This is a genomic window from Gordonia sp. JH63 (genome assembly GCF_009856645.1).
Classification (GTDB): Bacteria; Actinomycetota; Actinomycetes; order Mycobacteriales; family Mycobacteriaceae; genus Gordonia; species Gordonia hongkongensis.
In genome coordinates this window covers 1,794,341-1,812,987 of record NZ_CP047235.1, presented here as the reverse complement: position 1 = coordinate 1,812,987, position 18,647 = coordinate 1,794,341, and the positions used below count along the sequence as shown (strand labels likewise).

The 18,647-nt window shown below is 68.1% G+C and carries 18 protein-coding genes, 1 pseudogene and 1 riboswitch; of the genes and pseudogenes, 10 read left to right on the top strand and 9 right to left on the bottom strand.

Annotation, left to right across the window (positions count from 1 at the left end; translation table 11 throughout):
* Nucleotides 1-37 precede the first annotated feature (37 nt).
* The 4 genes from GR168_RS08195 to GR168_RS08180 all read left to right on the top strand — a co-directional run bounded on the left by GR168_RS08195 (nt 38) and on the right by GR168_RS08180 (nt 3,921).
* Entirely contained in the window at nt 38-1,240 is a 1,203-nt protein-coding gene (locus GR168_RS08195; RefSeq protein ID WP_159370496.1) for a cytochrome P450, read from the top strand.
* A 129-nt stretch (nt 1,241-1,369) separates the two neighbouring features.
* Nucleotides 1,370-1,768, top strand: a complete 399-nt coding sequence (locus GR168_RS08190; protein ID WP_159370495.1) for a hypothetical protein — start codon at nt 1,370-1,372, stop codon at nt 1,766-1,768.
* Nucleotides 1,769-1,841: 73 nt separating this feature from the next.
* Nucleotides 1,842-2,621: a type 1 glutamine amidotransferase gene (locus tag GR168_RS08185; protein ID WP_159370494.1), complete on the top strand. Its 780-nt coding sequence runs from the start codon at nt 1,842-1,844 to the stop codon at nt 2,619-2,621.
* Nucleotides 2,622-2,631: 10 nt separating this feature from the next.
* Entirely contained in the window at nt 2,632-3,921 is a 1,290-nt protein-coding gene (locus tag GR168_RS08180) for a D-alanyl-D-alanine carboxypeptidase family protein (protein WP_159370493.1), read from the top strand.
* A gap of 21 nt (nt 3,922-3,942) precedes the next feature.
* On the opposite strand, the gene GR168_RS08175 is transcribed toward GR168_RS08180, so the two are convergent.
* The 3 genes from GR168_RS08175 to GR168_RS08165 are packed head-to-tail and all read right to left on the bottom strand — an operon-like array spanning nt 3,943 to nt 7,008.
* On the bottom strand, nt 3,943-5,043 hold the full coding sequence (locus tag GR168_RS08175) for a YhjD/YihY/BrkB family envelope integrity protein (RefSeq protein ID WP_159370492.1): 1,101 nt from the start codon (nt 5,041-5,043) through the stop codon (nt 3,943-3,945).
* Between the two features lie 49 nt (nt 5,044-5,092).
* Nucleotides 5,093-6,148, bottom strand: a complete 1,056-nt coding sequence (trpS, locus tag GR168_RS08170; protein ID WP_159370491.1) for a tryptophan--tRNA ligase — start codon at nt 6,146-6,148, stop codon at nt 5,093-5,095.
* A 23-nt stretch (nt 6,149-6,171) separates the two neighbouring features.
* A complete protein-coding gene (locus GR168_RS08165; RefSeq protein WP_159370490.1) occupies nt 6,172-7,008 on the bottom strand; it encodes an exodeoxyribonuclease III in 837 nt (278 codons plus the stop codon).
* Nucleotides 7,009-7,157: 149 nt separating this feature from the next.
* Here GR168_RS08165 and GR168_RS08160 point away from each other — a divergent pair, with 149 nt between their 5' ends.
* Complete coding sequence (locus GR168_RS08160) at nt 7,158-7,340, top strand: (2Fe-2S)-binding protein (RefSeq protein ID WP_058250667.1); 183 nt, start codon at nt 7,158-7,160, stop codon at nt 7,338-7,340.
* Nucleotides 7,341-7,440: 100 nt separating this feature from the next.
* Nucleotides 7,441-7,926, top strand: coding sequence for a bacterioferritin (bfr, locus tag GR168_RS08155; protein WP_058250877.1), 486 nt, complete (start codon nt 7,441-7,443; stop codon nt 7,924-7,926).
* Between the two features lie 78 nt (nt 7,927-8,004).
* Here bfr and GR168_RS08150 read toward each other — a convergent pair whose 3' ends face one another.
* Both GR168_RS08150 and GR168_RS08145 read right to left on the bottom strand, forming a co-directional pair.
* Nucleotides 8,005-9,282 carry an MFS transporter gene (locus GR168_RS08150; protein WP_058250668.1) on the bottom strand — a complete coding sequence of 426 codons (1,278 nt, stop codon included), beginning with the start codon at nt 9,280-9,282 and terminating at the stop codon, nt 8,005-8,007.
* 91 nt (nt 9,283-9,373) lie between these two features.
* Complete coding sequence (locus GR168_RS08145) at nt 9,374-11,074, bottom strand: PE-PPE domain-containing protein (protein ID WP_159370489.1); 1,701 nt, start codon at nt 11,072-11,074, stop codon at nt 9,374-9,376.
* 268 nt (nt 11,075-11,342) lie between these two features.
* Nucleotides 11,343-11,463: riboswitch (SAM riboswitch) on the top strand.
* 62 nt (nt 11,464-11,525) lie between these two features.
* Here GR168_RS08145 and GR168_RS08140 point away from each other — a divergent pair.
* Both GR168_RS08140 and GR168_RS08135 read left to right on the top strand, forming a co-directional pair.
* Complete coding sequence (locus GR168_RS08140; RefSeq protein WP_065630708.1) at nt 11,526-12,860, top strand: bifunctional o-acetylhomoserine/o-acetylserine sulfhydrylase; 1,335 nt, start codon at nt 11,526-11,528, stop codon at nt 12,858-12,860.
* A gap of 16 nt (nt 12,861-12,876) precedes the next feature.
* Nucleotides 12,877-14,031, top strand: a complete 1,155-nt coding sequence (locus tag GR168_RS08135; protein WP_058250670.1) for a homoserine O-acetyltransferase — start codon at nt 12,877-12,879, stop codon at nt 14,029-14,031.
* A 22-nt stretch (nt 14,032-14,053) separates the two neighbouring features.
* On the opposite strand, the gene GR168_RS08130 is transcribed toward GR168_RS08135, so the two are convergent.
* The 3 genes from GR168_RS08130 to GR168_RS08120 all read right to left on the bottom strand — a co-directional run bounded on the left by GR168_RS08130 (nt 14,054) and on the right by GR168_RS08120 (nt 17,037).
* Nucleotides 14,054-15,619, bottom strand: coding sequence for an Hsp70 family protein (locus GR168_RS08130; protein WP_159370488.1), 1,566 nt, complete (start codon nt 15,617-15,619; stop codon nt 14,054-14,056).
* A 168-nt stretch (nt 15,620-15,787) separates the two neighbouring features.
* The gene (locus GR168_RS08125) at nt 15,788-16,060 is read right to left on the bottom strand and encodes a DUF3017 domain-containing protein (RefSeq protein ID WP_068971771.1); all 273 of its coding nucleotides are present in this window, start codon (nt 16,058-16,060) and stop codon (nt 15,788-15,790) included.
* Nucleotides 16,061-16,161: 101 nt separating this feature from the next.
* Entirely contained in the window at nt 16,162-17,037 is an 876-nt protein-coding gene (locus GR168_RS08120; RefSeq protein WP_203235911.1) for a bifunctional methylenetetrahydrofolate dehydrogenase/methenyltetrahydrofolate cyclohydrolase, read from the bottom strand.
* Between the two features lie 34 nt (nt 17,038-17,071).
* Between GR168_RS08120 and GR168_RS08115 the strand changes: the two genes are divergently transcribed.
* Complete coding sequence (locus GR168_RS08115) at nt 17,072-18,010, top strand: serine/threonine dehydratase (RefSeq protein WP_159370486.1); 939 nt, start codon at nt 17,072-17,074, stop codon at nt 18,008-18,010.
* Nucleotides 18,011-18,064: 54 nt separating this feature from the next.
* On the top strand, nt 18,065-18,529 hold the full coding sequence (locus tag GR168_RS08110; RefSeq protein WP_058250672.1) for a tRNA (cytidine(34)-2'-O)-methyltransferase: 465 nt from the start codon (nt 18,065-18,067) through the stop codon (nt 18,527-18,529).
* On the opposite strand, the pseudogene GR168_RS24235 reads toward GR168_RS08110, so the two are convergent.
* Nucleotides 18,530-18,598: pseudogene (locus GR168_RS24235) on the bottom strand (DUF167 domain-containing protein); the annotation flags it as partial.
* Nucleotides 18,599-18,647 lie beyond the last annotated feature (49 nt).

The window sequence follows — 18,647 nt, the reverse complement described above, 5'->3', positions numbered from 1 at the left end:
GTGCATCGACGGCCCGGGGTCGCCCACGCTGGACTCCATGGACACCACCGCCGATCCCACGACCTTCTACTCGCGTCTGCACACCGGTTCGCCCGTGCAGCGGATCGGGGATTCATCGTTCTTCGCCGTCGGCTCCTGGGACCTGATCGCCGACGCGGTCCGACGCCCGGAGGACTTCTCGTCGAACCTGACCGCCACGATGGTGTGGCACGGCGACGGCACGGTCTCGGAGTTTCCGGTCGCCGGCCTGGGCGACGCTATGCACGTCCTCGCCACCGCCGACGGGGCCAGGCACCGCGATCATCGGAAGCTCGCCATGCGGTCGGTGTCTCCGGCACGTACCCGCGAGCTCGAACCGACCATTCGTCGATACATCACGGAGGCATGGGCCGACGATCTCCGTGGTGGCCGGATCGATTGGGTGAGCGCTGTCGCGCAACGGATTCCGATGGAGGTCGCCACGGCGGTGATCGGATTGCCGGTCGCCGACCGTGCCACGCTGACCCGGTGGGCGATCGCGACGAACGTCCTGATCGACGGCGTCATCACGCCGGACCAGCTGACGACGGCAACCGCGGCGGTCGGTGAGCTGACGGCCTATCTGTCGGCGGCGATGAGCAACGCACACAATGACACCGGCGCCGGGAGCGAAGCGAGCGGGCCGACCGCGCTGGTCGAGGTGGCACGCCGCGTCGCCGAGGGCGGTCTCGATCACGAGACCGCGGTGATGATCCTGTTCCAACTGGTCGCCGCCGGGGCCGAGTCGACCACGAGCCTGCTCAACAGTGCCGTCTGGCTGTTGGACCGCCATCCCGACGTCGTCGAACGGTTACGCAGCGACCCCGGGCTCATCCCGGTGTTCGTGGAGGAGGCCCTTCGGCTCGAGACCCCGTTTCGTGGGCATTTCCGGCACGTGGTCGCCGACACGACGCTGGGCGACACCGCATTGCCGGCGGGGTCACATGTGTTCCTGATGTGGGGTGCCGCCAATCGGGATCCCGCGCATTTCGACTATCCCGGCGCGATCGATCTCGATCCGGCGGCGCGGCGGTCGCACCTGGCGTTCGGCAAGGGCCTGCACCTGTGTGTCGGAGCGACACTGGCACGATTGCAGGCGCGCCTCGCGGTCGAGCATCTGCTGCGCTCCGCGACTGACTTCCGGGTTGATCTGACGCAGACGGCGTGGGAGCCCGGGGTTCTCGTCCGTCGTTTCACCACGCTGCCGCTGACGATCAGCTGACCGGAAGACCTCGCCTTCGCTGCCACTCAGCAGCCCGATGGAACCGATACGCCGTCCGATGCGTCGAAGGAGTACCGAGGAACCCGGCCCGTCGCCGGACCGGTGATCGCCCATCGAACGGAGTACTTCATGGCCCGCGCCCTTCTGTTCCGGCTGCTGCTGACGCTCGCGGTGAGTGCCCTCGCGTGCCTCCTGGTGTTCGCACCGGCCGCGGCAGCGCCCACCACCGACACGCAACGCATCACGATCACGCTGATCTCCGACCACGAGCACAACGGCGCCGCAGCGTGGACGGACGCAGACGGAAGACTCCGCACACAGTCCGAAGTGCCGCTGTCGCAACGAGATCCAGACGGCAAGTTCAAGGCGTCGTTGGTGTACACGCGGGCCGCGGCCGAGGCACCGGTCGACGCGCTGTTCCAGTCCGGCGGGCGGTTCGCACGGTGTGAGATCACGGTCGACAGTGAACGGGTCGCCGACCACACCGCGCACGGGTCCCGTCCCACGAGTTCATGTCATTCCGGTTGACGCAACCCGGCGTGGGTTCCGCCCCCGCGTCGGTGAGAGGAATCGCCACCGAGACCGTACTCTTGAACTCGTCATGAGCACCAGAACACAGCCGGTCGAACGCCCGCGGGAGCGGTTGCGGGTCTTGGAGATCCGGCACGCGGAGTCCGAACCACCCGGCGCCTACGGACCCGCCCTGCACGCGATCACCGAGACGACCACCCTGCGGATCTGGCGCGAACCCGCGACCGTCGACCCAGCGGATTTCGACGCCATCCTCGTTCTCGGCGGAGCGATGGGAGTCGGTGACGCGGACCGCATCCCGTGGATCGCCGACGAAATCGACCTGCTCCGCCGAGCCCGTGAACGGGATGTGCCCATCTGGGGTGTCTGTCTGGGCGCACAGATGCTGGCAGCGGCTCTCGGTGGCGAGGTGCACACGAGCGACACACCGGAACTCGGTGTACGCCGGGTGCGTCTCAACGAGGCAGGGATGGCCGACCCGGTGTGGGGCGGTGCGGTCACCGCACCCGCACCACGCGACATCGACACCGTCCAGTGGCATTTCGACACGTTCACCCTGCCACCCGGGGCCACCCTGCTCGCGTACTCCGACGCCTGCGTCAATCAGTTGTTCCGCGTGGACAACTGCTACGGAGTGCAGTTCCACCTCGAAGCCGGCGGCGATCTCGTCAGGGGATGGCTGTCACACCCGGAATCACGGTCCGCGGTGGCCGAGGTCCTGGGTGAGTCGGCCACCGACCGCTTCCCGATCGACGCCGCGGCCGCGGAGAAAGTGACCGTGCCGACGGCGGAAGCGGTGATGCGGCGCTGGTTGCAGGATGTCGTCGGCAGCGCACGGCCCCGCTGGTAACGTGCGGCCGATGACCCCGACGTGGACTCGTCGTACCGCGTGCGCGCTCGTCGCCGTACTGACCGTCGGAGTGCTCGGCCTCGTCTTCCGCGCAGCGCCGGCCGTGGCCGTCCCGCTGCCGACCGTACCGCCTCCGGCGATCACCACGCCGGTCACCGATCACTGCCCGCACAAAGTCGCCACGCCTCCGGCCGTCGACGAATCCGAGGTCGTCGCACCGGGTTCGACGACCCCCGCTCCCCTTCCGGTTCCCTCTCCCGCCGTCGGGGGTGCCGATCTCGCCGGTTGCGGGGTCGTCGCCGATCCGTCGGCGGGTCCCGTTCCGCCACGGCTGACCTCCGCGGGTTGGTTGATCGCCGATCTCGAGTCCGGACAGGTCATCGCCGCCAAGGATCCCCACGGCCGTTACCGGCCCGCGTCGACGATCAAGGTGCTGCTCGCACTCGTCGTCCTCGACGAACTCGACCTCGCGGCGCCGATCGTGCCCACCGTCGAGGACTGGAGCACCGAAGGCGACTCATGCGGCATGGGGCCCGGCGGTGTCTACACCGTTCGCGACGTGCTCACCGGACTGTTGTTGGTGTCCGGCAACGACTGCGCGCGTGCGCTCGCGCGTCAGCTCGGCGGTGTCGACGCGACACTCGAGAAGATGAATGACCGGGCCGCGCAGCTGGGCGCGACGGACACGCGTGCTGCCAGCCCGTCCGGACTGGACGCCGCCGGGATGTCCTCCTCGCCCTACGATCTGGCGCTGCTGTTCCGGGCCGCGATGACCGAGCCGACCTTTCGCGAGATCATCGCGATGCCCACGTTCCGCTTCCCGGGCTACCCGCGGCGTCCAGATGTGCCCGGCGACAAAGATCATCCGCCCTACGACATGTACAGCACCAACCGCCTCCTCGTCGATGGGTATCCGGGAATGCTCGGCGGCAAGACCGGTTACACCGACGACGCACGGAAGACGTTCGTGGGTGCCGCCGAACGCGACGGCCGGACGGTGATCATCGTGCAGATGTTCGGCCTGTCCGTCGACGGGGATCTGTACTGGGACCAGGCGAAGGCGATGTTCGACTACGGATTCCGAACCGACCCCGCCATCTCGGTGGGCCGCCTCGTCGAGCCGTCGGCCGCGTCCGGACCGTCCTCGACACCAACGCCGACGCGGACCGAGAACCGCGCCGTCGCAACAGGTTCCGACCAGGCGTCGTCGACCTCCGTCCAGATCCTCATCGGGCTCGTGGCCGCACTCGCGGCGGTCATCCTCCTGCTCATCGGGTTGAAGCTCGCCGGACGCCGCTGATCAGACGACCAGCGCCGGAGGTCAACGCCGCCGAAGGGCTCCGATCAGCGCGGCCGCGACTGCGCCCAGTCCGACGGCGGCCGCGAGGGCGCCGGGCCGGGGCGCCGGGCTCACCTCGACCGTCGGCGAAATCTGGACCGGCCGGTGCAGTTCCGCGTCCGGCTCTTCCACCACCTGGTACTTGCTGTTGATGGGGTCGGTCGCGCACCACGCGGTGGCATACAACACGATCCGCGACGCAAGGTACGCGAAGACGAACACACCGAAGATCGGACCGAACGCCACCCCGGCCGGCGAGCCCAGGACCGACTGGAGATACAGCCCGCCAAGGGATTTCATCAGCTCGAACGCGATCGCGATGACCAGTCCGGCCTTCATGGCGTGCGTCATCGGCAGCGGCACCAGCGGTAGCCGCGCCAGCACGAAGGTGAAGAGCAGCCAGCTGGCGAACACCGACACGACGATGGCGACGGCCCGCACCACGACCGGGGCCCATGACGCGTCGTCGAGGCCCACCCAGGAGAGCATCGTGGTGGTGAGCCCGCTGTTGCCCAGCGTCGTCAGCGCCATCGTCACGGCGAAGGCCATGCCCAGCAATGCGAACGTGAGGAGATCCCACACCTTCGACAGCACGGGGTTGCGGTCGACGCGACCCCCGTACATCTCGGTGAAGGCCACCCGGACGCCGGAGATCCACCCGATCCCGGTGAAGGCGGCACCGATCAGACCGACGATCCCGACCGCGGCGCGGGAGGAGATCGCCGAATCGATGACCTCACTGAGCTGCTCGCCCATCTTGCCGGGCGCGGCGTCGACAACCGCCTGTTGCAGGTCTTCGAGCAGCTGTGGCTGATTCGCCAACACGAACGCGGCGACCGAGAACACCACCATGATGATCGGGACGAGCGCGAGGATGCCGTTGAAGCTGATGGCCGCCGCATACACGTTTCCGCGCCGGTCGTTGTAGCGTTCGACGGTCTGCACCAGGTGCTCGACGGCGGGCCACTTCTCCCGCGCCGCGGCGAAGGCCGACTTGCCCTTGTCGACGGTCGTCATCCCGTTGTCCACAGCCGATTTCGCCGTGTCCACCGGTGATCTCGCCGAGTCGCGCGCGGAGGTCATGGATCGCCTTCCTGGTCGGATCGCGGGACGGCGTCCGGCGGATGCGGTCTCACCGGCCAGGCGCCAGGAACCCCACCTTGTCATAGACCGACGCCAGCGTCTCGGAGGCGATGGCACGCGCGCGGGCCGCGCCCCGAGCCAGGATGGCGTCGAGTTCGGCCGGGTCGGACAGGTACTCCTCGACCCGCCCGCGCAGCGGGGTGACGAACTCGGTCAGCACCTCCGCGGTGTCGACCTTCAGGTCGCCGTATCCCTTGCCCTCGTATTTGGCGACCAGATCGTCGACGCCGACACCGGACAGGGCCGACTGGATGGTCAGCAGGTTGGAGACACCAGGCTTATCGACGACATCGAACCGGATCTCCGAACCGGTATCGGTGACAGCCGACCGGATCTTCTTCGCCGAACGTTTCGGATCGTCGAGCAGATTGATCAGACCCTTGTCGGTCTCGGCGGATTTGCTCATCTTGGCCGTCGGGTTCTGCAGGTCGTAGATCTTGGCGAACTCGGCGACGATGTGCGCCTGGGGCACCTTCAGCACCTTGCCGAACCGGGAGTTGAATCGCTGGGCGAGGTCGCGGGTGAGTTCGAGATGCTGCCGCTGGTCCTCCCCGACCGGAACTCGATCGACCTGAAAGGCGAGGATGTCCGCGGCCATCAGGATGGGGTAGGTGAACAGGCCGACGCCCGCCGCGTCGACGCCCTGCTTGGCCGACTTGTCCTTGAACTGGGTCATCCGGCTGGCCTCGCCGAAACCGGTGATGCACGACAGGACCCACGTCAGCTGGGCGATCTCGGGGATGTGGGACTGCACATAGATCGTCGACCGCTCGGGGTCCACACCGACGGCGAGCAATTGCGCGACGCTCAGGCGGGTGCGTTCGGCGAGGACCTTGGGGTCGAACGGCACCGTGAGTGCGTGCATGTCCGGGATGAAGTAGAACGCCTCGAAGTCGTCCTGCAAGGCCACCCACTGCCGGACCGCACCGAGATAGTTCCCGAGGTGGAAGGACTCACTCGTCGGCTGGATACCGGACAGCACACGCGGACGGGTCGGCATCGATTCGGCCGCGGGCTCTCCGGTGCGCTCTACGTCGCTGGTCATGACGCCCAGTTTGTCAGACCCGGTCACTCGTACCGCACGGTGACCGGAGCGTGGTCGGACCAGCGGAGGTCGTAGGCCGCCGCACGTTCCACCTCAGCCTTGGTCGCCCGGCCGGCCAGCATCTTGTTGGTGAGCTGATAGTCGATCCGCCATCCGGAATCGTTGTCGAAGGCCTTACCGCGCCACGACCACCACGAGTAGGGCCCGGCGTCGTCGGGGAAGAGTTCGCGCATGACGTCGCGCCACCCGGCGGCGAGCAGGTCGGCCACCCAGGCCCGTTCGTGCGGTAGGAAGCCGGGGCTCTTGAGATTACCCTTCCAGTTCTTGATGTCGGCTTCGGCGGGCGCGATGTTCCAGTCGCCACCCACGACGACGTGGCGGCGTCGACGGACCAACCGATCCAGGTATGCGCCGAACTCACGCATGAAACGGACCTTCTCGTCGTGCTTGGCGATGTCCTTCTCGGCGTCGGAGAGCGCGGCACCCTTCGGCAGGTACAGGCTTCCCGCGGTCAGCGGTCCCAGGTCGGTGTCGACGTCGACTTCGAGATAGCGGCCGAGGTCGTCGAAGTCCGCGCTCCCGAATCCGACGCGCACCGCCGACGGCGCGCTACGTGTCAGCACACCGACGCCCGCGTGACCCTTCACCGAGGACTCGCTCATCGTCAGATGCCATCCGGTGTCGAGCACCGGCGCCAGCGCGTCGCGGGCGAGTTCCTCGCTCGCGCGGACCTCCTGCAGCAGGACCACATCCGGTCCAGATGTGTCGAGCCAGGGCAGCAGGCCGCGGTTGGCCTCCGATCGATGTTTGACCGCTGCGCGGATTCCGTTGACGTTCACCGTGGAGATCGTGAGTGGCACGGGGCCACATCCTACGGCGGCGGTCCGACAGCCCATCGGCCGTGATCGCGCCACTCGGACAGCGTCGATAAAAGGTAAGGCAACCCTTGTGCGGACACCCTAAAATATGTAAGCATTGCCTAATCCAGGCACGAAGGTGAGTTTCCGAGATGTTCGTTTGCATATGCCGCGCCGTCACCGTGGACGAGGTCCATGCGCACTGCGATGCGGGCGCGTACACGGTCGACGCGATCAGCGACCGCTGCGGCGCGGGCGAAGGCTGCGGGACCTGCCTGGACGAACTGCACACCATCCTGAGCGAAAGGGCGTCAACCGCGACGACCGCTGCATGACCTGACCTCCGACCCGACGAACCTCGCGCGAGACGACGCGCGGGGGGTTTTGTCGTGTTACGGTTCGAACGGACATACACGGGAAATGGGAGGCGGACAGATGCGTGGCGACCCCGAGGTCATCGACCTCCTCAACGAACAGCTCACGAGTGAGCTGACCGCGATCAACCAGTACTTCCTGCACGCGAAGATGCAGCAGAGCTGGGGTCTCACCGAGATCGCCGCGAAGACACGGGCCGAGTCGATCGAGGAGATGACTCACGCCGAGGTCCTGACCGACCGCATCCTGTTCCTCGACGCCCTGCCCAACTATCAGCGCCTGCTGCCGCTGCGTATTGGGCAGTCGATCCGGGAGCAGTTCGAGTCGGACATGTCGATCGAGGTCGAGGTGGTGGAACGACTCCGCCCCGGAATCGCGATGTGCCGGTCCAAGGGCGACATCACCAGCGCCAACCTCTTGGAGCAGATCCTCGCCGACGAAGAGGAACACATCGACTATCTCGAGACGCAACTCGAGCTGATCAACAAGCTCGGCGAGCAGCTCTACCTGTCGAAGACGATCGCCACACCGCCCACGAACGGCTGATTGCACCGACTCGACGACACGAGGGCCGACCGGACTCATCCGGTCGGCCCTCGTCGTAGGTAGAACGGCCGCGCTCGTTCAGGACCCGACGGGCTGGTGCCGCGCGGTCGCCAGGGCCACGACGGTGACCGCGATACCCGCCACCGCGAGCATCACCCCGACCACCGACGGCGCCAGGTATCCGTAGCCGGCACCGACCACCACGCCACCGAGCAGCGCTCCGGCCGCGTTGGCGATGTTGAGCGCGGAATGGTTCAGGGCCGCGGCCAGGGTCTGTGCATCGGCCGCCACATCCATCAGCCTGGTCTGCAGCGCGGGTAGCATCATCGATCCCGTAAGCGCCACGAGGTAGGTGAGGATCAATGCCGCCCAAGCATTCTCGGCCAGCACCGCAAAAGCGCCGAGGGAGAGTGCGGTGGCGGTGAGTCCGCCGAGGATCGCCACCGCCACGCTGCGGTCCGCGACATAACCGCCGACGAAGTTGCCGGTCACCATTCCCAGTCCGTACAACATCAGGGCGAACGGCACGACCGACACCGACAGCCCGGTGTCGGTGGTCAGCGCGGAGTTGAGATACGTGTAGAACGCGAACATCCCACCGAACCCGACGGTTCCGATGACCAGTGTGAACCAGACCTGGGACCGCTTGAGTGCACCGAGCTCGGTGAGCGGGTCGGTGGTCTTCACCCCGCTGAGCGTGGGAAGCACCCGGATCAGCGCGACGACGGTGGCGATTCCGATCACGACCACGATCGCGAACGCGGACCGCCAGCCGAGCGTCTCGCCGAGCCAGGCGGCCGCCGGTACGCCGAGGACGTTCGCGACGGACAGACCGAGCATCACCTGTCCCACGGCCTTGCCACGGTTGCGCGGGCCGGCCAGATGAGCGGCGACCAGAGCCGCGACACCGAAGTAGGCGCCGTGCGGGAGGCCGGCGACGAATCTCGCCACCAGCAGCAAACCGTAATCCGGTGCGAGGACGGTCGCGAGGTTGCCGACCGTGAACGCCACCATCAAGCCGATCAGAAGCGTCCGACGGGACATCCGCGCGGTGAGCGCCGCGATCAGCGGCGCACCCACCACCACACCCATCGCGTAGGCCGAGATGACATGTCCGGCAGTCGGTTCCGAGACACCCAGAGATCCGGCGATGTTGGGCAGGAGGCCCATGGCGACGAACTCGGTCGTCCCGATCCCGAATCCACCCAGCGCAAGGGCGAGGATCGTCCACCGACGCACCCGGCGGGACACCTCGGCCGATTCGGCCCGCGCGGGGCTGCGGAGTTCCCCGGCGGTGGACGGACCCGTCAGTGAGGGGTCGGCCGGGGCTTCGGTCGTCGAGAGAGCATCAGGCACGGTTGATGCCAACCCGCGCCCGTCAGCGCTGATTCCTCAGCCGGTGGTGAGTTCATTCACAAGCGCAGTGTCCTGAGCATCGCGCGGGGTGTCAGTCGCCGGCTTCGGAGCCCCCATCGCTGTCGGGCTCGGACAGGTCTGGGGAAGACCCGTCCGGGTCCGAAGCCGTGTCGGACGAGCCGGCCCTCTCGCCGTCCTCTCCCCCGTGACCGTCGGTTCCAGACGTCTCGACATCGCTTCCCGAGGGATCGGTGACGGCCGGCGAGTCGTCGTCTCGAGGCGGGGCAGGCGCGGGGTCCGCGTCGGGCGTATCGGTCTCGGCATCGTCGCCCGTGTCGGCACCCGAGGACGTGTCGGTCGTGTCGCCCACCGGGGGCTGCTCGGCCGGTGACGGGTCGGTGGCATCCGGTTCGGCAGCCCGGGCCGCCGACGGCTCGGACGAGGGGCCGGACCCGCCCACTTCTTCAGCGCGGACCGGCCCCACGGACTCGTCGGGTACGGCCGCCAGTCGCGCGAACGTGGACGATCGCAGGTGCGACGTGTCCGCCGCGAGAATCGTGACGGCGCCGCCCTCCGACGCCACCGGCCCGATGAGCGCGCCCGCCCAGTATCGGACGAAGTTGACCGGCAGCAGGACGATGCTGCGCACGCTGGCAGCCAGGGCGCTGACACCGCGCACGAACCGAGCCGGTGTCGCGGTGACGATGCCCTGCAGGATGTCCTCGAAGACGAAGATGTCGGGTAGGTATGCGCCGTACCCGAGACGTGGGAGTGGCGGCAGCAAGCCCTGCACCAGCCGGACCACCGGCTGCAGATTCGCCAGTTCGATGCCGAACGGAAGCCCGATGGTCGGTCGATCGGACAAGAAATCGCCGATGGCGCCCTGGTAGCCGAGGTTGCGAGCCCAGCCCTGGACGAGTTCGGCGAGTGCGGAGTCCGCAGCGACCATACAGACGCCGTCCGCACATTCGACCGGACGTTTCGCCCACGTGTATCCCGGCTGCAGCGGGTTGCCCGACATCTCCTCTGGATACAGGAAATGCTTGACCTGGTAGCCGAGGATGCCGTCGATGGCGCCGATCGGGTCGTAGACGGGATCGGGCAGGTCGCAGATCGGGTCGCCCTCGATGCACACCGACACGACCCGGTCGCTGACCGTCCCGAAGCCGGCGTCCGTACTGTCGGCACCACGCGACCCCGACATGGTCAGACCCGGGATGATCCCGATCAGCGACAACTCGATACCTCGCCCGGTCTTGTCACCGGCCTGCCGCGGATCCGAATACAGCTCGCCCGACACCCCGACGTCGGAGATCACGACGTCGTCGCTGGGATCGTCGGGCGTGTTCGCGACATCGAACTTCCGGCCGTTGCCGATACCGGCGAGCACGTCTCCAGCGATGCGCGCCCCTTGCGAATAGCCCGTCACCACCACCGGCGCCTCGGACCCGCACGCTTCTCGATACGACGAGATCGCGGACGCCGTCGATGCGATCCCCTGTTCGGTACTGCGGTCGTACCCCGTCGCTCCGAGCGGCCATATGGTCGCCGGGTAGGGCGCGTTGATCACCTCATAGCCCTGCTCGCGGTAACGCTCCTTGACGCCCTCGAGCAATAGCGACTCAGCGTCGACGGTCCCCCCGACCACCACGACGGCACCGCTGCACGAGGGCCCGCCGGCTGTCGCCGCCGCCACCCCGGTGAAGCCGAATGCGGCGAGGGTCGACAACGTCGACATCGAGGCGGCCAACAGAGCGACGCGTCGGGTCCGGAGATGAGCCATCACGGCCATGAGCGCTCCTGTGCGAACCCGGACCACCTGAGCGGAGCATTCCGGTGCAGCCGGGGCTGTCCCGAACTCTAGATCCGCGATCGCGGAACCGACAGCACGCTGAGCGTCGCTAACTATCTTGACCAGCGGTTTCGTATCTGACCACACCCGATTTCACTCGGTCGGAGGACAGCCACCGGCACCCTTCCGGTGCACTTCTCAAGGGTTGGGCGCGGCGTGACCGGGACGGTTCTCGGGCGCTCACATCCGTGTTATATCCTTGTCGCCAGGTCATGAGTATCAGTGCGAAGCCCCGGCTGGCTGATCGGCAACCCTCCTTCCGCGGTGGGGTGCTCCGGGTGATGACCGGGTTGCGGGATCGCAGTGGCGATCCCCGGCAAGCGCGGGTCCGAAGGTCGGACCCCAACAGGGTCGAGTTGGCCCTGCCGACCGTAGAAAGTGATGAATCGCCATGTCTGATGTCCCTGACGGCACCCTCGACAGCAACGATCCCAGCGAGAACTGGAGCTTCGAGACGAAGCAGATCCACGTCGGGCAGTCCGCGGACGCGGTGACCAACGCCCGTGCGCTGCCGATCTACCAGACGACGTCGTATGTCTTCAACGACACCCAGCACGCGGCCAATCTCTTCGGTCTCGCCGAACCGGGCAACATCTACACGCGCATCATGAATCCCACGCAGGATGCCGTCGAGCAGCGGATCGCCGCGCTCGAGGGCGGCGTCGCCGCGCTGCTCGTCGCGTCGGGACAGGCCGCCGAGACCTACGCGATCCTCAACGCCGTCGAGACCGGCGGGCACGTGGTGTCCAGCCCCCGCCTCTACGGCGGCACGTACAACCTCTTCCACTACACACTGCCCAAGCTCGGGGTCGAGGTGAGCTTCGTCGAGGACCCCGAGGACCCGGCGTCGTGGCAGGCCGCCGTCAAGGACAACACCCGCGCGTTCTTCGGTGAGTCGATCTCCAACCCCAACAACGAGATCCTCGACATCTCGGGGATCGCGGAGGTCGCGCACCGCAACGGCGTACCCCTCATCATCGACAACACCGTCGCCACCCCGTACCTGATCAGCCCGCTGGCCCACGGCGCCGACATCGTCGTGCACTCGGCGACGAAGTACATCGGCGGTCACGGCACCGCGATCGGCGGCGTCATCGTCGACGGCGGCACGTTCGACTGGCGGGTCCAGCGCGACGGGAAGGATCTGTTCCCCGGTTTCACCACGCCGGACCCGAGCTACCACGGTGCCGTCTTCGCCGACCTGGGCGCGCCCGCGTTCGCACTCAAGGCACGTGTGCAGTGGTTGCGCGACACCGGCGCGGCGATCTCCCCGTTCAACGCGTTCCTTCTGGCACAGGGCCTGGAGACGCTGAGTCTGCGCATCGAGCGCCACGTCGCCAACGCGCAGAAGGTCGCCGCCTTCCTCGAGGCACACCCGCAGGTCGAGTCCGTGGCGTACGCGGGTCTCGAGTCCTCGCCCTGGTACAAGCGCGGTCAGGAATTGGCCCCGAAGGGTCAGGGTGCGATCATCGCCTTCGAGATCCAGGGCGGAGTGGACGCCGGCAAGAAGTTCGTGGACGCGCTCAGCCTGCACAGCCACGTCGCCAACATCGGCGATGTGCGGTCGCTGGTCATCCACCCCGCCTCGACCACCCACAGCCAGCTCACCCCCGAGGAGCAGCTCGCCGCGGGCGTGGCCCCGGGACTGGTCCGGCTCGCCGTGGGCATCGAGGGAATCGACGACATCTTGGCCGACCTCGAACAGGGATTCGCGGCGGCCAAGTGAAACAGGTGAGGCAGCTTTGTCGGTGAGTATCGACCTGAATGCGACAGCATCTGATCAGCCCGACTGGGAGACCCTCCCGGACGGGGAACTCGTCGGCATCCCCATCGGCTCGTTGCCTCTCGACAGCGGAGCACGGATCGACGACGTCACCCTGGCGTTCCAGCGCTGGGGGACGTTGTCACCGTCCCGCGACAACGTCATCCTCACGCTCCACGCATTGACCGGCGACTCGCACGTCACCGGACCCGCCGACGCCGACCACGACTCGGCCGGATGGTGGGACGGGCTGATCGGCCCGGGACAGGCCATCGACACCGACGAATGGTGCGTCATCTCCGCCAACGTCCTGGGCGGATGCAAGGGCTCGACGGGTCCGGGCTCCATCGCACCCGACGGTCGGCCCTGGGGCTCACGCTTCCCGCAGATCACCGTGCTCGACCAGGTCCGTGCCGAGGTGGCACTGCTGGACCGCCTCGGAATCCGCAGCGTCGGTGCGGTTCTCGGCGGTTCGATGGGCGGCGCCCGCGCGCTCGAGTGGGCCATCGAGTACCCCGACCGCGTCCGCAGCGCCCTCGTGCTCGCCGTCGGCGCCCGCGCGACCGCGGATCAGATCGGTATCCAGTCCGCACAGATCGCCGCGATCAAGGCCGACCCGGACTGGTGCGGCGGCGACTACCACGGCACCGGCCGCATTCCGTTGCAGGGCATGGGGATCGCGCGCCGGATCGCCCATCTCATGTACCGCAGCGAACCGGAGCTCGACTCCCGCTTCGGCAACGACGCCCAGGGCGACGAGAATCCCCTGACCGGCGGGCGCTACGCCGTGCAAAGCTATCTCGACCACCAGGCGTCGAAGCTGATGTCCCGCTTCGACCCGGCCAGCTACGTCGTCCTCACCGAGGTCCTCAACCACCACGACGTCGGCCGTGGTCGCGGCGGAGTCGCCAAGGCGCTCAACAATTGCCGCGTTCCGGTGATCGTCGGGGGGATCGACTCCGATCGTCTCTACCCGATCCGGCTACAGGTCGAACTCGCCGACGAGCTGGGCAACTGCGTCGGCGGACTTCAGGTCGTCAACTCCGAGACCGGCCACGACGGATTCCTGACCGAGTTCGATGCCATCAGCGATCTACTCAAGCGCACGGTCGAACTCGCGCGTCGCGACGCCTGACGGACCTGTCGGCGGCGTCTCGTCAGCGCGGCGCCGGGACCGACGGGACCGGGCTGCCGGACCGAGGTACCGGAGTCACCGGTGAGCGCGACTCCCCGTCAACGGATTTCGCGGGCTCGGGTACACCCGGAATCTGAGTCGACCCGGTCGCGCGGGTACTGCTCGGGCGCGGCGGGGCGCTGGGCGCGGAGCGCAACGTCGACGTCGAGTACGTGGGCGGCGGCGGAGTGGGCGCCGCACTCGGCGGGCGCAGACCCGGAGGGAGCAGGTCCGGCGGGATCGTCGGTGTCGAACCGGGCGGGAAGGTCAGGTCCGGCCACGGGAACGGCGAGAGGGTGCGGGTGCTGGTACTTGTCGAGGGCCGCGTCGGCGGCAACTCCGTGGTCGCCCATGCCGGCGGGTCGTTCCAGCCGGTCTCGGGCGCGGGCCGTTGCGTCGGAACGGGAGTGACAACTGTGGGCTCGACGGGTTCGGCCGGGATTCGGGTGATCGGCTGGGAGGTGGGCCGCGGGGTGGACGGCGGCTCCTCCTCGCTGGTCGCCGCCGCGGGGGGCACACTGCTCACCGACGGCTGCGGCTCGACGGCCGGACGGTCGGCGAACGACGAGCTCACCGCGTAGATCGTCATCAGCGTGGCCGCGATGACCGCCCCGGCGACCGCAATCGGGGTCGCCGAAAGCCACTCGCGCTGCGGCTTGCCCCCGATGAACGCCAGACGCGCTGCGCCCGAATAACTCTGGAGGGCCAGCAAGGCTGCGCCGGTGGCCACGACCAGCTCCGGCGCCGTCGGGTTCACGACCTCGAGCTCATGCTCTGACGCGATCGCGCGCACCGCGGGGAGGTTGGCGAGTCCGCCGATGAACACCACCGCGTCCGGTCTGACGCCGCGTGACCTGACGGCCGCGACATAGCGGGCGAACACCTCTTTCGCATCACCGATCATCGGCGCGATCGCCTGCTCGACCTGGGTCGCGGACAGCGCCACACGACCGGTGTTCGCCGAGACCGCGACGACCGACTCGGCGGCCGCGACGCCGCCGTAGGCGATCTCTTCTTTCGCGGTCCGGCACGCGCTGCGCAACTCGCTGCGCTCCGCCCGCGTCCGCGTGGCGTCGCTCAGGACGGGATTGTCGGCGGTCAGCTGGTCGACGATGGACCGGTCGAGACGGCGACCGCTCAGGACGGTCGAGTGCTCGGCGTCGCCGATGCGACCCTCGCGGGGATCGACGGTGTAGAGCGACATGCCGGTGTCGCCGCAGTCGACGACGACGGCCGACGAGAAACGGTCGATCTCGCCGGTGTCGGTCAGGTAGGCCAGCACGGCCTCGTCCTCGCCGGCGAGACGGACCTGACGCCGGGGTCCGCTGCCCCGTGAACGCAACTGCCGACGCTGGCTCCCCGTGCGTGCGGCGACCCCGATCGGGCCCACTCGCGTCCCGGTCTCGCGGGCGGCGGTGAGCATCACGTCGATCCCGGCGTTGACCCGGCCGGCGGAGTCGAGGCCGTCGGTGGGATCCACGTCGATGACGCGGGAATCGACCACACTGCGACCGAGATCGTCACGCGTCAAGAGGACGTAGTGGATCATGCCAGCCCCTGCTGACACGCCCATGGACGTCACTTCATTCACGGTGCCGTCGGTTGGTGATGCGGTGATACAAACTCCAGCGGTCGGTGTGTCTGCGCAGAGCAGCGGAAAATTGCCTGGTTGAGCGCATGACTGGTCCGCCAGGTCACGCTCAGGTCTCTATTGTAATCAATCCGTGCCCAAAGAGTCGATCGACGCCGCCAGCCACAGCATCACACCGCCGACCGTGGCCATCGCCGTCACGTCGAACGATTTGCCCCTGACCTGCAACAGACCTGCCTGCGACGACGGGATGAAGGCACGGAGTACGGCTCCGACGAGCAGCGCCGCCCCGAAGACGAAGGATCCACGTCTCCAGCGATCGAACATCACGAGCAGCGCGGCGGCCAGAACACCCAGCATCACCAGCAGGTACGGGAGCTGGACGAGCACCGCCCGCAACCGGGAGGAGTCGGCGGCCCGACGCCCCCGGTGTCCGGGACGGGCGTCCGCGGTGCCGGGCGACTCGGAGTGAGCGGACTCACTCTGGTGCTCCTCTCGGGTCACGCGTCGCTGCCACTCCCCGAGGCGAGCATCTGCTCAGCGCGTTCGACCACATTGACCAGCAGGAACGCCCGCGTCAGCGGACCCACACCACCGGGGTTCGGCGAGACGTGGCCCGCGACCTCCCAGACATCGGGATGAACGTCGCCGGCGAGACGACCCTCGTCCGTACGGCTGACGCCCACGTCGACCACCGCGGCGCCGGGCTTCACCATGTCCGCGGTGATGAGGTGCGGCACGCCGGCCGCGGCGATCACGATGTCGGCGCGCTCGATCTCCGACGCCAGGTCGGTGGTACCGGTATGGCACAGGGTGACCGTCGCGTTCTCGCTCCGGCGGGTCAGGAGGAGCCCGATGGGCCGGCCGATGGTGACCCCGCGCCCGACCACCGTGACCCGGGCGCCGGCCAGCGGGACGTCGTAGCGTCGCAGGAGGTGGATGACCCCGCGCGGGGTGCAGGGCAGCGTCGACTCCTTGCCCAGCACCAACCGCCCGAGGTTGATCGGGTGGAGTCCGTCGGCGTCTTTCAGCGGGTCGATCCGCTCGAGGGCGGCGTTCTCGTCGAGATGCCTGGGCAGCGGCAGCTGCACGATGTAGCCCGTGCAGGCCGGATCGGCGTTGAGCTCGTCGATCGCCGCGTTGAGCTGGTCGGTGGTGGCATCGGCCGGCAGGTCCTTGCGGATGGAGGCAACGCCGATCCGGGCGCAATCGGAGTGCTTTCCCTTGACATAGGAGTGCGAACCCGGATCGTCGCCGACCAGAACGGTACCCAGACCAGGCGTGATGCCCGCCAGCCTGAGCTTCTCCACCCGCTCGGCCAGATCTGCGAAGATCTCGTCGCGCGTGGTCTTGCCATCGAGTCGTATCGCCGTCACGCCGACATTCTTCCACGGCGCTACTGTCGGAACGGTGACCGTGGTGCGCAACGACGTCGTCCTCGCCCGCGCGGCGATCGCACCCCATCTCCGACGCACCCCGGCGCTGCGCACGACCATCGGCACCGTCGACGGGCCGGTCGAGGTGGTTCTCAAACTCGAGTACACCCAGCTCGGCGGGTCCTTCAAACCGCGCGGCAGTCTGTGGGCCGCGCTGCACGCCCGTGAGCAGGGTTTGCTGACCGACGCCGGCGTGCTCGTCGCCTCCGGCGGCAACGCCGCGATCGGCGCGACGGTCGCCGCGCGGATCGTCGGCGTGCCGGTCACCGTGGTGATCCCCGAGACCGCGCCGCCGGTCAAGGTCGACGCGCTGCGCGCCGCGGGAGCGCGCGTCCACCTCATCGGACGTCGCTATTCCGAGGCCGCCGACGCCGCCGTCGCGCTGGCGGAGCAGACCGGCGCGCTCGCGCTGCACGCCTACGATCTCCCCGATGTCGTCGCGGGCGCCGGCACCATCGGCCTCGAGATCATCGACGACGTGCCCGGACCGCTCACGACCGTCGTCTGTGTGGGCGGGGGCGGGCTACTGGCGGGCCTCACGGCGACGCTGCGCCCGGGCGATCGCATCGTCGGCGTCGAACCACTCGGTGCGTCGTGTCTGCATCAGGCCCTCGCCGCGAGAGCTCCCGTACCCGTCGAGCTCGAGAGCATCGCCGCGGACTCGCTCGGCGCCACCAGCGTCGGCGAGCTCTGTTGGGACGCCGTCGCCGGGAACCCGGCGGTCGTGAGCGTCCTGGTGACCGACGAGCAGATCATCGCGGCGCGACGGATGCTCTGGGACACCCACCGCATCCTCGTCGAACACGGCACCGCCACCGCGGTCGCCGGTGTGATCTCGGGAGCTGTTCGGCCGCAACCCGATTCGACGCTGTGCATCGTGCTTTGCGGGGCCAACACCGCGCTCGCCGTGTGACCGGCGCGATCGCGCGCATCTGCGAAGGTCGTCACCGACTACGCTGGCACCATCATGTTCCGAATCATGTTCTACCAGCCGTGCATCCCGCCGAACACCGGCAACGCGATCCGGCTGGCCGCCAACACGGGGTGCGAACTGCACCTCATCGAACCGCTGGGGTTCTCGATGTCCGACGCGCAGGTGAAGCGCGCGGGACTCGACTACCACGAGATGGCCAATGTCACCGTGCATCCGAACCTGGTGACCGCCTGGACGACGCTGAAGCCGGAACGGGTCTTCGCGTTCACCGCCCATGCCGAGCGCTACCACACCGACGTCGACTACCAGCCGGGCGACGTGTTGCTGTTCGGCCCCGAGCCGACCGGGCTACCGGCGGAGGTCCTCGACGAACCCGAGGTGACCGACCGGGTCCGCATCCCGATGCTCGCCGGACGTCGTTCCCACAACCTCGCCAACGCCGCGAGCATCGTCGTCTACGAGGCGTGGCGTCAGCACGGTTTCGCCGGCGCGGTCTGATCAACCGACGCGGTAGCGCTTGGTGCGTGCCGTGGCACCGCCGATGAGCGCGATCTTGCTCTTCGGGACCCGGCATCGCTCTTCCTGCTTCTTCGTGAACACCGATCCGTCTCGAACA